Origin of the sequence: Helicobacter felis ATCC 49179 (assembly GCF_000200595.1) — a bacterium.
In the GTDB taxonomy this organism is placed as follows: domain Bacteria; phylum Campylobacterota; class Campylobacteria; order Campylobacterales; family Helicobacteraceae; genus Helicobacter; species Helicobacter felis.
The window spans coordinates 1,559,803-1,574,834 of sequence record NC_014810.2; the positions used below are offsets into that span (position 1 = coordinate 1,559,803).

11 protein-coding genes and 1 pseudogene are annotated in these 15,032 nt (G+C 42.8%); 6 read left to right on the forward strand and 6 right to left on the reverse strand.

The features are described from left to right. Position 1: 1 nt before the first annotated feature. The 3 genes from HFELIS_RS08595 to HFELIS_RS07910 all read right to left on the reverse strand — a co-directional run bounded on the left by HFELIS_RS08595 (position 2) and on the right by HFELIS_RS07910 (position 3,804). Positions 2 to 1,339, reverse strand: a complete 1,338-nt coding sequence (locus HFELIS_RS08595; RefSeq protein ID WP_148229950.1) for a restriction endonuclease subunit S — start codon at positions 1,337 to 1,339, stop codon at positions 2 to 4. Next, positions 1,308 to 2,105, reverse strand: a complete 798-nt coding sequence (locus HFELIS_RS07905) for a hypothetical protein (protein ID WP_013470037.1) — start codon at positions 2,103 to 2,105, stop codon at positions 1,308 to 1,310. The genes HFELIS_RS08595 and HFELIS_RS07905 overlap by 32 nt, the downstream gene beginning before the upstream one ends. Positions 2,106 to 2,208: 103 nt before the next feature. Continuing rightward, the gene (locus HFELIS_RS07910; RefSeq protein WP_041303413.1) at positions 2,209 to 3,804 is read right to left on the reverse strand and encodes a type I restriction-modification system subunit M; all 1,596 of its coding nucleotides are present in this window, start codon (positions 3,802 to 3,804) and stop codon (positions 2,209 to 2,211) included. An 847-nt stretch (positions 3,805 to 4,651) separates the two neighbouring features. On the opposite strand from HFELIS_RS07910, the pseudogene HFELIS_RS07915 reads away from it, so the two are divergent. The 6 genes and pseudogenes from HFELIS_RS07915 to HFELIS_RS07935 form a co-directional block, all read left to right on the forward strand. Then, positions 4,652 to 5,359 (forward strand): annotated as a pseudogene (locus HFELIS_RS07915) (hypothetical protein); the annotation flags it as partial. Positions 5,360 to 5,927: 568 nt separating this feature from the next. Further along, the gene (locus HFELIS_RS07920) at positions 5,928 to 6,476 is read left to right on the forward strand and encodes a hypothetical protein (protein ID WP_041302915.1); all 549 of its coding nucleotides are present in this window, start codon (positions 5,928 to 5,930) and stop codon (positions 6,474 to 6,476) included. A gap of 64 nt (positions 6,477 to 6,540) precedes the next feature. After that, positions 6,541 to 7,353: a hypothetical protein gene (locus HFELIS_RS07925; protein WP_148229951.1), complete on the forward strand. Its 813-nt coding sequence runs from the start codon at positions 6,541 to 6,543 to the stop codon at positions 7,351 to 7,353. 81 nt (positions 7,354 to 7,434) lie between these two features. After that, positions 7,435 to 8,643 (forward strand): hypothetical protein, encoded by a 1,209-nt coding sequence (locus tag HFELIS_RS08600; RefSeq protein ID WP_148229952.1) that lies wholly within the window; start codon positions 7,435 to 7,437, stop codon positions 8,641 to 8,643. After that, complete coding sequence (locus tag HFELIS_RS08605; RefSeq protein ID WP_049776973.1) at positions 8,621 to 8,848, forward strand: hypothetical protein; 228 nt, start codon at positions 8,621 to 8,623, stop codon at positions 8,846 to 8,848. The genes HFELIS_RS08600 and HFELIS_RS08605 overlap by 23 nt, the downstream gene beginning before the upstream one ends. Then, a complete protein-coding gene (locus tag HFELIS_RS07935) occupies positions 8,839 to 9,213 on the forward strand; it encodes a hypothetical protein (RefSeq protein WP_049776975.1) in 375 nt (124 codons plus the stop codon). Before HFELIS_RS08605 ends, HFELIS_RS07935 begins: the two co-directional genes overlap by 10 nt. Positions 9,214 to 9,275: 62 nt before the next feature. Here HFELIS_RS07935 and HFELIS_RS08610 read toward each other — a convergent pair whose 3' ends face one another. The 3 genes from HFELIS_RS08610 to HFELIS_RS07950 form a co-directional block, all read right to left on the reverse strand. Further along, positions 9,276 to 9,893: a tetratricopeptide repeat protein gene (locus HFELIS_RS08610; protein WP_013470042.1), complete on the reverse strand. Its 618-nt coding sequence runs from the start codon at positions 9,891 to 9,893 to the stop codon at positions 9,276 to 9,278. Positions 9,894 to 10,061: 168 nt separating this feature from the next. Then, positions 10,062 to 12,056, reverse strand: coding sequence for a methyl-accepting chemotaxis protein (locus HFELIS_RS07945; protein ID WP_013470043.1), 1,995 nt, complete (start codon positions 12,054 to 12,056; stop codon positions 10,062 to 10,064). A 368-nt stretch (positions 12,057 to 12,424) separates the two neighbouring features. Beyond that, entirely contained in the window at positions 12,425 to 13,996 is a 1,572-nt protein-coding gene (locus HFELIS_RS07950) for a replication initiation protein (protein ID WP_013470044.1), read from the reverse strand. Between the last annotated feature and the right edge of the window lie 1,036 nt (positions 13,997 to 15,032).

Below are 15,032 nucleotides of genomic sequence, written 5' to 3' on the forward strand. Positions count from 1 at the left end.
ATCAAGGCTTACCCCCCCCCCCCCCAGTAGCCACGCCAAAGTCTAAAAGCGCGTTTAGGTAGTGGGTGTATTGTTTTTCTCTTGCCTCGATCTCAGCGGGTAGTCCCTGCTGTAAGTCTGTGGTGAGGGCGTTAAATTGGTCTAAAATCTCCACGATTTTTTCTTGCAGGGCAAGAGGGGGGAGGGGGATTAAAAAAGTCTTTAAGTCTTGTAAATTCAAGCGACTCACCTTTGCCCCGCAAGTGTATTTCAGCTTAAAATCCTTAAAGGCTTGTGTTTGAAACAGATAGGCCAAGTATTTCGGGTTTTGTTGGTGTCTTAGGGCAAAAGTGTCCCCGCCTATATAGATAGTTTCTTGCCCCAAGTAAGCCACCGCCTTACACACATCAGCGGGGTTTTCACTCACCCCCACAATCACTAAGTTCCCACAATATACAGGTTTTAACTTCTTAGCCAGCTCTTGCGTGATAAAGCTTTTAGTTTTGCTCGTGTGGACATTATAAAAAGTGTGAATCTCTCCATAGTGGATTGCCCCCACTAGCTCCCCGTTAGGATTATCAGGGTGTAAATCCGCCTTAGTCAGCCCACTACCCCGCACAAATTCCCCAATAGTGCCCAATTCCACCCACTCCACCTTAAACGATTCCTTAAGCAGGGCATGGCGTCCAAGGCGGGGGCTTGTGGGGGTGCCAAAGTCTAAAAGAGCATTGAGATAATAAGAATATTGTTTTTTTCTTGCGCTAAGCTCTGCGCTAAGCTCTGTAAAGCAATCAAGAATGGTTACTATTTTCTCTTGTATGATTAGAGGGGGTAGGGGGATTTTGAGGGCTAGAATGCTTGCTGTGCTTAAATTTGGTTGTGCCGCTGCATCCGATAAAGATTGAATATATTTTTTGACTCGTTGAGTAATTAAAACATAATACAAAAATGGGACATGAATGTTAGGACTGAGATTGTGAGGTTTGGCAACACGCTGATTAAGTAATAATTTTCTGCCCTTAATATTTTTGATAAGGGATGTCATACCAACATTATTGCCACTCATAGCGATAAGAATATCCCCATCGCTCAAAGCATAATTTTTATATTTTTCTAAAAAGCTGTCAGGTAAGTAAATGGGTTTGTGTTCAGGATTAAACCCGCCATTAGGGCGGATGTTGCCCATTCTGATTAACAAAGTGTTAGATTTTTCCACATAGTCGCTTTTTTTAAAGGAATAACCATTAAGCAAACTACACACCTCCCCCAATTCCACAAACTCCACCCCCTGCGGGCAATGCTCTAATAACAGCTTTTCTAAGGGGTGTTTAGGCATGTTGCGCTCGTTGAGTCTTGGCATAGTTGAATTTTAGATGGAAAAAGGGGCGCAAATCCTCTAGGGCGCAAGCTTTTTGGAGGTTGTAGCCCAGCCTCACCAGCAAAATTTCCAAGTCTTTTTTAAATTTGATCTTTGTGGGCTTGTTGTGAAAAATCTCATTTCTTGCATCTCTAATGCGTGCGATGGTGTTGAGCGCATGTGTCTTTGTGCCAAAGATAGGGATTTCTTGATTTTTGTAGGTTTTTGGCTTTGCAAAAAAAGATTCAAAATACGGGTAATAATGCCTGTTTAAAATAAATTCTAAGTCCCCCAAAGAGAACAAATCAAAGACATCAAACGAATTCATGGTGTGTTTGGGTATTTGGCGTTTCTTATTGCGTAGGGCAATGATGGCATCGATTTTCTGCACAAGGTGCTGTTGCATCTGGTTTTGGGAGTCTTGCATGAACCAATCATCTTGGTTTGTGTTGAGCGCATTAGCAACCACAACAGCCATCGTGCTTCTTAGGGCGTTCTCAAAACATTGTAACAGCAAGAAACTAGCTTGGTGGGCGTTGCGCCTTTTGTTGTAAAACTGCATGATCAGATCAAATAGATTTCTTTCAAGCGCGCCATTTTTCTTTTTGAGTAAGATTTGGGCTTCTTTACAAGCCCCCCATAAATAGCCGTGGTGTAAAACCCCAATGCTTTGTTTGATTTTTGTTTCAAACTCCTCTGTCATCAAATGTGGCATATCTAAAAATAATGCGGATATTTTTTGAAAAAATGCATTTTGCAAATCAAACATTCAACTTCCTATGGAAACTTTGTTGTATAATCTGTCTAATTTAGAGGTCTCACCGCTATGAATAGCGGGTACTTGCCTGCAAGAGGACGCTCTAAATTCTCTCTTATGCTCCATTTTCTAAACCATTGATGATTTTATCTAGCCCCTCTCTTAGGGCTTGTTGTTTAGCCACTATGGCGACGATTTGGGCGTTTAAGTGAGCAATGTCTAGGGCTTCTCCCTCTTCTTTAGGGTCTAAATACCGACTCACCGAGAGATTATAGCCATTGGCTCTAATCTGCTCTGCCCCCACCAAGATCGAAAAATGCGCGATCTCTTCTCGGCTCTCATAGACTTTGAGGATCTTAGCGATGTTACTTGGGGCTAGCTTGTTTTTGGTGTCTTGACGCACAAACTCCGCACTGGCATCCACAAACAGCACCCGATCATCGGGCTTGTTCTTGCGTAAGATCAACACGCAAGTGGGGATGTTGGTCCCAAAGAAAAGATCGGGAGCTAAAGCGATCACCCCATCCACAAAATTACGATCTATGAGATGTTGGCGGATCTTTGCCTCTGCCCCGCCCCGATACAACACGCCGGGAAACTGCACGATCGCACAAGTCCCCTTAACTGAGAGCCAAGAAAGCATGTGCATGGTAAAAGCCAAATCCGCATATTTACAGGGAGCGAGCACCCCCGCAGGGGCAAAACGGGGGTCGTTGATGAGCAAAGGATCATCATCGCCCACCCACTTGGTGGAGTAGGGGGGGTTAGACACAATGGCATCAAAGGGCTCGAAGTCCTCCAGTTGGGGGTTTAGCAAGGTGTCGCCGTGGGCGATGTCAAATTGGTTGTATTCAATGTTATGTAAAAACATATTCGCCCGGCAAAGGTTGTAGGTGGTTAGGTTGATCTCTTGGCCAAAAAAGCCCTGCTTGATGTTCTCTTTACCTAAAATCTTGGCAAATTTGAGCAAGAGCGACCCGCTCCCACAACAAGGGTCATAAACTTTATTGATGTCCTTTTGCCCGTGCAAAACCAGCTTAGCCAATAATTCGCTCACCTCTTGGGGGGTGAAAAACTCGCCCCCACTCTTGCCGGCATCGCTGGCATACATGCCCATCAAGAATTCATAAGCGTCCCCGAAAACATCGATCCCGCTCTCTTGGTAGTCCTCAATTTTCATCGCCCCCACAGCTTTTAGAAGGCTTCTAATCTTTTCGTTTTTCTCCTTAACGCCATTGCCTAGCTTGTTGCTATCCATGTCCAAATCTGCAAAAAGCCCTCTAAAATTCTCCTGTGCCTCGCCCTCTAGGCTGGAGTCTTCAATGTTTTGAAAGATTTTATTTAACTTGGTATTAAGGTTTCCATCTGTATCCGCCCGCTTAAGCACATTGCTAAAAAGCTCACTAGGGGGGATGAAAAAGCCCTTTTCTTCTAAAAGCAAATCTTTAGCCTGCTTGGCCTGTGCGTCTTGAAGAGCAGAATAATCAAAATCCGGGTTTAAAGCCCGCTCATTGGCGTTGATATAGGCTGTTAAATTCTCCGAGAGGTAGCGGTAAAAGATGATACCCAACACAAATTGCTTAAAATCCCACCCATCCACCGCTCCGCGCAATTTATCCGCAATGCCCCAAATGGTCTTAAACAACTCATTGCGTTTGGCTTGTGCGTCTTGTCCCTTGTCTTGCTTTGTTTGTGTGGCAATTTCTTGCATGGCATCCTCAAAAAGGGGTATTTTAACACAAGTTTTAGGTTTCACAATCTTTACTCCAAAATCCACCACAAGCCACACACACCCCTAAACCATAGTTTGATAACCCCTAACCTTAGTGCTTTATGACCCCCTAGAAACGATTTAAACGCTATGTATGTTTAGTTTAACACATTTCTTTTACACTCATAAAACATGATTGCTCTAGGAGCGTGGATTTTTCAAACAAAATGTCTAATTCCCATTTCAAAAGCTTCTTTTGGGGGTTTGGGGGCTGTGTCCCCTGGTCTTGACCTATTTTTGTGTGCGTTGCATTGTTTCTTGTACAGATAAATTGTGGAAAAGTGTTTAAGTGAAAATGGACTTTTAGATCCGTTTTTGTCCTCTTATGGTTTTGTTTGTTTAAATAGCGTTTCTAGCCCTCTAAAAAGCTCTACAATCAACACAATACCATCAACCCATATTCTAAAAACATTTACCTGCACCCAAAAAGCGTTCCATGACCTTCTAAGCTCAATTTTTTCATCTTAAAAGCTAAAGGGAGGGTGTGGGGGGTCTTCCCTCCCACAGACAAAATGTAAGTAGTGCGTTAGCACTACATTCCAGTTGATCTAAGTTCAAATGTTTTTTGTTTAAAAAACTATAGCTCACGGGCGCGCGTGCATGCGCGCGTTCAAAAAGTTTTTTCTTATAGTTTTTTACGTATATAATAGGTGAGGCAATGGTTTTTTAACGATAAATTGCGGTAAAAGAAACATTTTATCCCCCACAAAGAGCTTAAAGGACATAGGTATCCCGCGTTAATAAAAGCCACATCCTTGTTTGCATCCCCCAAATCATCAAAGAGGCGCAGATGGGTAATTACGAGTTCAGCGCGCAATATCTCCAAGAGCCTCTAGCGAGTTCTGGGGGTTATTTTGAGCAAGACTATTTTAAAAGCGTGTTTTTGCACGAATTGGGGCAGTTGAACACTTATATTTTTGTGGATAATGCGATGAGTTTGAAAGAAAGCGCGGATAACCGCGCGGTGGTGGTGGTGGGGGTGGAGAATTATAAAGACAGCGCGCGCTATTGTGTGCTGGATTGTTTTTGTGGAATTTGGAGCGAGGAGGACACCATCAAGCACATTTTACAGGCTAAGGCGCAATACACAGAGGCTAAGACTTATATTGAGAGTGATGGGGGCGGGTTCATCTTGCACAGGCTTTTATTAGTCGAGCTTGTCAAGTTCAATCAAAGGGCCAAAGAACAACATAAAGCCCCTTTAAACGATTCTATCTTTTGCTACACCCCTAGTAGAAAAGTCTCCAAAGTGGAGAAAATTAAGGCCATGCGTCCCTACTACAACACAGGTTTTTTAGTCTTTAGCCATGCATGCCAAAATATCGAGCAACTCCAAAAAGAGCTTTTTAGCTTTAATCCTGATAGACCCTTTAAACAAGATGATTGTATTGACGCGCTGGCTAGTTGCATCAACCACCCGGAGGTCAAAGCCCCTTTTAAAGCCCTAGAGCCTACAAGGAGTGTTTTTAAACCCCGCCCAAGTTGGAGGGTGTAGCCCTAGGGGTTATCTTACCAACCGCGCCGTAAAGCCCCTAGCTTTAGCTATGGGGAGTATGTCTCTGCGCGTAAAACTAAAAAAGAGCCAAGTAAAACTAAGATGAACTACACTAAGCAGAGGCAAAAGCTAAAGGCACTAAATCATGGCATGTTGTTTTGACAAACCCCACCGCGTGAAAGAGCTCCACATAGGACTTAAGCACGAAAGAAAAGAAATAAGCTATACTTGTTCTAGTGGTTAAGCGGGGTTACCCCCGCTAGGTCTTTAATACAATGGTGAGGCGAACACCATCATGACCACTAAAACAATGATTAGCTTCATTTGTGTATCCCCTTTCTGGGGTATCACCCGCTATAACCCCCAACCCATTAACAAAAGTTAATTTCTCCAAATTGCCTAAAAGTGGACACACAAAGCATAGCCTGCAAGCATTATAGCAAAATTAAGGCAAGCACTACTACACCACCGTGGCTTTAAAACCACGCGGCGTGAGTGCGTAACTGTCGTTAACCCTTTTTTCCCTCTGTGTTTTAGGCTATCTTAGCCCCTTATCAAGGGGTTTATGATGACAAAGATGCTAGATTTTGCCCGTTTAGAAGCCGATGGGGTGAGCCAAGAAGAAGTTTTAAAATTCATTCAAACACAAAAGAATAACTTCAATTACGCGCCTTTAAAAAAGTATTATGAAGACAATGGCCTAGACGCTGAGCAAGTGGAGCGCGCGCTCTATAACGATTTAAAGAACTCCAAAGTGAGTTTTGAGTTTGAGCCCCCTCAAACTCCAGAACAAACCCCCGCTAAATTGCCCCAGAATGGCATCAAGCCTACAAATACACCACGCCAAGATGTAAAAGCGAAATTAGAGCCTCCTAGCGCGCTTGTAAAAGAGATGAACCTAGAGGATTTAAACGCGCGCGCGCAAGCATTAGAAAAAGAGGCCAATTGGACAGATGACTTAATTTATGTAGGCACTCTAGGACTTTATGAAACACAGGGGGCAAAAAAGCAGAGACTAGGCTATGAGGCTCTAATCCTTGATGCGCTCAAAAGCAAAGTGCCCTATGCCAAATTGCCCAAACAAGCCCAAGAGTATCTAGCAAAAAAAGGGTTTTGAGAATATAGGGATATTGAGCAATCCTCTTAAAAACGCCGCACAGGAGGAATACAATAAGGAGAAGATGCGCCAAGACATTCTAAAAATTAAGGATGCCAAAGACTTAAGCGAAGAACAAAAGCATCTTATCTACAAAGACACCAGTATTGGTAAGTATATTTGGAACGCCCTGAGCAAAGAGGATAATGACGCTCTAAGGGAATATCAAGAGGACATCAAGGGGCGGGGTTTAGTGGCAGATGTTTCTAAGGCAATGACTTTTTTAAACAACATTGCCGCACACAAGAATATTAAAGAACTCTTTAGCTCCAGCGACCCCAAAGTCAAAGAAAAATACCGCCAAGAGGCCCAAACTCTAGCTAAGGGTTTTGGGTTTGAAAAGGCGGTGTTTGATGAAAAGGGGGAGATGTTTGTAGCCAAAGAGGGCCAGCTTTATAAGGTCAATGATAATTTTTTTGACCAATTCCCCAATCTTTTAAAAGCAAACGCCTTTTCTATGGCTGGAAGCATTGCCGGGGGAGTTTTAGCCGGCAAAAAGGGCGGGATAGCAGGCATGATAGCAGGGGGCGCGCTAGGGGCTTTTGGAGGGGGCGGACTAGATGCGCTCTTGACTAACTTTGTGCTAGAGCGTGAGAACAATTTTCAAGAAAATCTAGCCCATATGCTCCAAGAGGGCGCGCTCAATGTGGTGGGCGATGTTGCTGGTATCCTGCTAGGTAAAACCATTAAGGGCGTAGCCAATAACGCGCACAAAATCGCGCACAAAGTTAGCGATATTGCTGAGTATGTGCCTTTTGTAGGGATGGGCATGCGCGCGCTCAATGGAAATGTCAAAGCCGCCCAAAGATTGATAGATCAGGTGCGCACCCCTGAGTAACAAGCCGCGCTTAAAGAGTTTGGGGAACAATTTGGCGCAGGGGCAAAGTTTTACACTCCTAATTCTGCTTTAACCCAGACTATGAAAGAGAGGTTTGGGGAAACTTCGCCCATGTTTAAGGCGTATGATATTGTCAATAATATCTTAACTTTGCCCAAACATTCTGAGCGTCAAAGTGCCTTTATTGAGCAGATTCGCGCCGATGAGAGCGGGACTCTATTGGCCTTTATGAGCGAGGCGGCTAACTCTAGCCCGCGCGCGCACAACACGCTCAAAGGCATTTTAAACAAAACCACGCGCAACCTAGAAGCCCAATTAGAGCAACTGCACTTAAACCCCGCAGACATTAAGACTATCTTTGAGGATTTAGACAAGGGCACTAGGCAGAGTTATGCAGAGGCTACAGAGCGCATTATCCCCGAGGTGTTAGAGGGCTTTAAGACCACACTTGAGCCTAGCAAAGTCAAAAACATCTACAAGGAGCTAGAAGAACAGGGACTTATGCTAGAAGCCCGTCCCTTTTTAAAGCACATTGAGAACAATATCTACAATCCAGAGGGGGTAAGCTTCACTCAGCTTAACAACGCGCTTAAAACGCTCAATAGCCACGCCAAACACGCCAGCAATCCGGGGCTAAAGGATTATATCCGCAACACCACGCAAAATATTTTCCGTCATGACATTAAAGAGGGCATTGATGACCTTTTTAGCCAGCTCCCTACAGAAATAGGGAAAAAATACCAAGAACTCTATCACACCACTCTCAAAGACTACGCCACCATGAAAGAAACGCTCAAGATGGTGGATGGGGGAGGATTAAAGCTAAGAGATGCCAAACGCAGCGAGGCAAAGGCCTTAGAGGGCTTGCTCAAATACGCACAAGGACAGGGAGAAGCAGGGCTAGATAACCTCACGCGCCTAAGCAAGGGCTTAAGCCCAGCTAATAGAGAAGTGCTAGAGCTCAACATGCTAGATCGGCTTTTTAAAAGCTCTTTGTTTGAAAATGACGGGCTAAGGGTTTTTGATAGTCAAGCCTTTTTTAAAAGATTAGAGGGGCTTAAAGAGGGGACTTTTTCTAGCCAAGCTTCTAAGGACTTTATCGATATTGCCAGCGGGTTTAACCGCCTTTTTAACCAAGATGCTAAGATTGCCGCCGCCTTTAAAAGCCAACACGGGCGAGCAAGTAGGCTCTTCGATTGCCACCAGTGTTTCAGGAGCTGTACAATACCAAGTTACAAAGGCACTCTTTGGGCTTGTAGTGCGCACAATGTTTCATATTCCTTTTGCTAAGAGCATCAATAGCAAGGTCAGCCAAGCGGCCCTAAGATACCACATCAAAGCCGCGCTGAATAAGAGTGTTAGCGTAGGAGATTTTAAACAACACCTACGCGCTCTAGGCCAACGCAGTCGGAGTTTGACAACGCCACCAAAGCCCTTATTAGAGAGATTGAGGGGGGATTACCACCGGATGATGGAGGGGGAGGAATGCCACTAAAAGAGGAGCCTAGTCCTTCTAGCGCAGAACCTAATAAAGGAGGAGGGAAGTCCAATAGAGATGGTGATGGGGAGATTAAACCCATTGCTGTCATTGAAAAAGCAGAGGACAAAGAGGCATTTATTAAAAGCCTTGATTTGAGCGCGCATGCTACGCCTATACCTGTAAGTTTAGATGTGGAAGGGTTTTTAAAGACATTAGAGGGCGTTAAAAATCATAAAAACTTTATTGAGCATTTGGCAAGCCGTACCGATGGGCAAAGGCGTTTAGAATACTTGTACTTAGTAGAGCCTACATTAAAGAATCCAGATATTGAACTTATCTTTAAAGCACCCGCAAAAAAAAGAGTATGTCAAAACATTTAGACAAGAGGGTAAAAAAGACCTAGTCTATTTGTTGGTTACTAAGGATGATGATGCGCTTTTGATCACTGGGATCGCGCCTGTTGGTAGTCCTGAGGCACACCTTGGCCATTTTTGTACATGAAAGCCAAGCTATTATATGCCCGCACACTCCCCTTATCCGCCGCTTTTTGGTAATATTTCAACGCCTGTTGGTAGTCCTGAGGCACACCTTGCCCATTTTTGTACATGAAAGCCAAGCTATTATATGCCCGCACACTCCCCTTATCCGCCGCTTTTTGGTAATATTTCAACGCCTGTTGGTAATCTCCTCGTTTAAAAGCTTCCTCGGCCGTTCCAAGGTCTTGATTATTGCCCTTAAATCTACCTGCGTACTCCCTATAAGCCACAGAATAAAGCATTTGCTCATACTCTTCTGCTTTATCCCAATCCTTTGGCACACCCTGACCTAAATTATACATTCCGGATAAATAAGCATAAGCCTGCGCATTGCCCAATGTGGCCGCTTTTCTAAAATACCCTATAGCTTTTTTATACTGCTTTTTGGCATAGGCTTTCATACCCACATCGAAATATTGGCGTGCCTGCACCCTCTCTGTTTTTGCCTGTAGCAATCCTACAGAGCAAAAAACACACGCCGCTAACACAACTTTAGAGACACGATTCAAACCCGCTACTATCATTTGCTTCCCTATTTTTAAAAATCTAATCCCTATTATAGCCTATTTCAGATAAAAAAATTAGGGATTATAGAAGCTTTAAGGCGAATACTGAAGATGGATACTAAGAAGAGGTCTAAAATCTCAATTTAGATTTAAGTGCATGAAAAAGCGCGCAAGATAGGGCTAAACTCAAACTCTAAACGCGTTCAAAAATCCGCTCAAATCGATAGTTTGTTGTTTAAGCTCACTAGAGGCCTTTTGCATCGAATCATTAATTTTTAACAAATCTTGCACACAAGAAGCGATTTTGTCCCCGTTTTCAAGGATACTTGTCGTGTGCTGGTTGATTTCGTGGATGTTATTGAGATTGACTAGAGACTGATCCACTACACTTGCAATCGTGTTAGAGAGATGATTGACCTGATCTTGCATATGGACTGAACGCTGGACTAGAGTCTGCATGAGCACTAAATTATCTTTTCTATCCTGATTGATCTTGGCAATGGATTCTAAGATGTGATTGACAATCAATGCGCTCTCTGTGATGTTTTTTCGTGTCCTCTCCGCCAAAGCCCGCACTTCATCTGCCACCACGACAAACCCACGCCCATGCTCCCCTGCTCTAGCCGCCTCAATGGCAGCATTCAAGGCAAGTAAATTGGTTTGATCGGCGATATCTGTAATGGCATCTAAGACACTTTGGATGTTTTGCGCCTCTGTGGATAAAGATTGCATGTGCGCCACATCATTTTCTTCATAAGTCATATTGCGCTGGACTTGCTCATTGATCACAGCCACCGCCGCTTGCGTTTCGGACACATTTTGAAGCACGCCTTCTAAAAGCTCTCTTGTGGCAGTGGAGACCGCCACGCTTGAATCTAGGATTTGTCGGCTAGAATGGCTTAGAGTTGTGTTGTTATGGCTGATCTGCTCTATTTGTTTGGAGTTTAAATCAAGATCTTTGGAGATCGCGCTTAGAGATTTAGATATCGCGGTGTTGTTTTGCACCTCTTTAAAGATTCGTTGCAGTGTGTCTCGCATGTATTCTATGAACACGTTCACCGACTTGGTCATCAAGCCTATCTCGTCATTAGTTGTGATGTTGATCTTGTCTGTGAAGGTTTTATTTTCTATGATGTGCCCTAATGTCTTGTTGACATTTTGTAATCTTTTAAAAATACTGCGCACCACCAAGAAAGATAGGAAGGTTGTGATGAGAATTAGCGACACTTCGCAGATCACCAGAAAGATAAAATAGCGGGTGTTCTTGGCAATCTCTGCTTGAGTGAGTTCTGTAATATGGGCGCTAATGCTATTCTCTACGCGTTTGAGCAGGTCGATTTTCTTGGTGATGGTGTTAAACCACAGAGAAGGGTCGATACCAAACCCTCCCACAAGGTATTTTTCCCTCAAAATTTGGCGCATTTTTTCTACTTCTTGGAAACTCAAATCCTTAGAAAATTGATGGAATAGTGCTACACTGGGCGCATCTCCAAAGGAGAGAAAATATTGATCAAAAACGCTTTGCTTGGCGACTAGAGTGATGAAGTTTGCGTATTGGGGGTTAGCAGGAGTGTTGGTAATAAAGATACGATTGGCTGTAGCGCGCTCCAGTCCTGACATCTCTTTGGCATAAAGAAAACTAATATAGCCCATCGCAGCACTAGAAATTTTGGAATTATGGATGATCTTGATAGATTTGAGCACAGTGTCTAAAAACATCTTGATGCTCTGTGTGTAGTAGGCAACCACACTGTTTACAATCGCTTTTTTATCTGTAGTCTCCATCGAGCTACGCACTTGTGGCAGTTTGGCTAAAAAATCAAGCCCCTTTCGCAAGGTCTGTAGATACTTGGAGTCCAAGCCCGAAGCAGAATCTAGAAATTTTTTGAGATTTTGTAACTTTTCATCCGTGCGCTCTCTTTGCTCTAAGAGAGTGTTGGCAAATTGCACCCCACCGCTGGACAAAAAACCCGCGCTCATCCCCCGCTCCTTTTGCATCTCATGCACCAAAGAAGACAGGTATTTAGACACCTCTATTTGGCATGCCAAATCTTTATTATGTGCCAAAATATTGTAGGTGCCGTGTAATTCCCAAAACATAAAGCACAACAGAGCGATCAGGGGGATAGAAACCATTAAGATAATCTTGCTTTGTAATTTCAAACCACTAAACAAGCGCAATCAAGGCTCCCAAGGTGAATCGCCCTTCCTCAAGGAAGTTCGCATGGTAAGAATTAGGGGGTTTGGTAGAATAGGGCATGGAGAACAGGGCCATTCAAGCCACTCTTTTGCTGTATATCCCTAAGTTTAGTTTTCTTGGTCATCTTTTTTTGGCGTGAGCAAAGCTTTTTGATTGTGTGTGTAGGGAACAAGCAGCATTTAAAACCCTCATCAATCTGCATTCTTGGAGTTTAGCATAATTATGAGAAGATCATTTGTGGTCGCCTAACTATTTTTGCCAGAAGTTATGATGGTGTTCCCTTGAATCTGAGAATCCACGCCCTAGATGACTAAAAACTCTCTACGCATTTTAAGACCTTTACTCTTATCTACTGCGCATCTTTCACGAAGTTATTCAAAAAATCCTCATGATCTTTAAAAATGTGCGTGAAACAATCCGGGCTATTAACATCAAAGCGTTCCAAATGTTCCGTGCAATAACTCGCATAGATGCGATCTTTAGGATGTGTTGGTATTAGTTGGAATAAGCACACAATGGAAGGGTTATCTCCTAAGCGTGTGAGGGTGCTAATTAGTTTGACATTTTGAAAAATATGTTCAGGGTTTTGGATGTAAAGCGAACCTCTCAATCCGCAGAATCTCTCAATGCTTTTGCGCTCTTGCTTGTTATAATAGCCTTGTTGGGCTTTCCTTTGCGCCATGACTTGTTCGTTCTCCTCCTTGCGTTTCTTGCTCTGTACCTTCACTATGGTGTCTTGGATGCGATTTTGAGTGTGGCGTTTGAGAATTTCCTTTTGCATGTCTGCATGGGGATGAGGCATGAAGTGGAAGGTAATGCCAACGACTTTATTGCCTCTGCCTTTTTTTTCTTTCACATAAAAGATGGTTTCGTAAGGCAAATCTCGATTAGGATTTTTAGGATCATAGCCTTCCTCAAAGGGTGTAGCAAGTTCGCGGCAGGCGGGTTTTAAAATATATTCATCAATATCCCTTATGGATAGACTTTTGGGAATGCCCATGAACTCTTTAAACCCATTAAAGTCGTTTTTATAAGTGAACACATCGCACATGCAATTCTTTTTTATATCCTCAAACCGCACCAAGAGTCGGTACAAAGTTTTGGCGTATTTGCTTCGTAAAGACAAGAAAGTTTTGAGCTGGAAGGAGGTGAAGTTGGCATTGAGATCGTTGAGTAGATGAGTGAAATATGGGGTATTGATGCCAACTTTTATGTACCTAAGTCTAGGGGTTTTGTCTGATGTAATGGTAAAATGCTTGAATAAGAAGTAATTTGTTCTTTCTGTTAGCTCCTCGCCATTTTCTACAAAGCGGACAATCTCCCAAAAGTTGGCGGTTCTTACATTTTTCCAAAGGGTTTCTACTATTCGCAATAAGTTGGTTTCATCAATTTTTGGCGCGCCGATCAGCTCTTTAACCTCCTGGGATGTGAATTGGATGCAGGTGTCTTGTTGATCCTTGAATCGGCTGAATAGAGAGAACAGTAAATTACTCTCCCATGCGCCCATTTTGCCCAGATTGACCTTGTAGATATCGTTGTGAATGGCCACTTGGTCAGGATGGACAATAGATATCTGGTTAATAGGGACAGCTTTAGAGTTTTGAGGGCTTTCCGTTATGTCATTTTGAACAGCCATCTCTGATTCCGCAGGTCGAGTTGGCATGGACTCTTCAATGACTACTTGGTCTTTGTGCATGGACTGGTTGTTTTGCAGAAGAACCTGCGAGCACTCTTCTTTTTGTGGCTCTTGAGTGGGTGTTGGCAAATTAGAGGCTGTAGTTAGAGCCACGAGTTTTTTTAGACATGCGTTTTGTTTGAGTTCCAAAATGTTTTTGAGAGTAGCGTCTGTTTCTAGGTCTATGAGCACCTGGATCTGTTTAATTTCATCACCCAAAGCTTGTTTTTGTTCCAAAATAGTCATTTTAGGTCCTTTTACAGCTCAAATTTCGACCTATTTTACCACAAAAGAGAAGTTTTATTTTTTACCCCCCTTAAATCGCCGAATTTCCCCCTTAAATCTGCCGAATTTCCCCCTTAAATCTGCCGAATTTCCCCCTTAAATCGCCGAATTTCCCCCTTAAATCAACCTTAAAACGCTTAAAAAAAACTTAAAATTGGCTCGCGAGGTGCGTATTTTGCGGGCTTGAAAAGAAACACGAAAAAAAAAAAAAACGCCTACAAAATATTTACAAAATATTACAAAGTCTTAAACGCGCGCGCGAGCAAAAAACGCTTCAGGTTCAAGTTTTAAACTTGGCACAATTTGGAATGCAGCGCTAACGCACTGCTTACATTTGCCTGTGGGGGAAACCCCCACACCCCCCTTAGCTCTTGAGATAAAAACTTGAGCTTAGAATGCTCATATAACGCTTTTGGAACTCAAACAGGGTTTGGTATGGTTCTAGGGTATTTCATCGATTGTGGGGCATTTTAGAGGGGTTTATGAAGGTATTTTGAGGTCAAGAAAAAACAAACTTCGATTTGAAGCAGACCAAAACCTGTGAAAAGCTTTGTTTAACCCATTTCAGAACAAGAGGTGATAGGCATGGAACACGAAATAATTTAACGATTTTTAGAAACATCAAGATTTTAAGAGTAAAGATAAAACAAAGATAGCTCTTAAATCGCTTTAAATGGCCCATAAATCGAAAAGTTAGAGGTTGAGAATATCCGAATATAGTCTAAAGGTTTTAAAGCGATTTGAGCGGATTTTGGAGTTAAACAGGATAAATTGGATTTTTAAGCATTTTTTAGATTTTTTTAAGTTTCTATGCAAAGCCTACTAAAGCAAAATTAAAATATTGCATCTTGCCTTGGAAGGAAGTTGGACTATGGGTAAAAATGAGTGATGGAGGTTAGACCACTTAGAGACACAGAATGTAAAAGACACCAAAATTCCCTACAGTCATTCAAAAATCAATGATCTTGCTAAGAAAATCTTTGAAATTTTAACACAC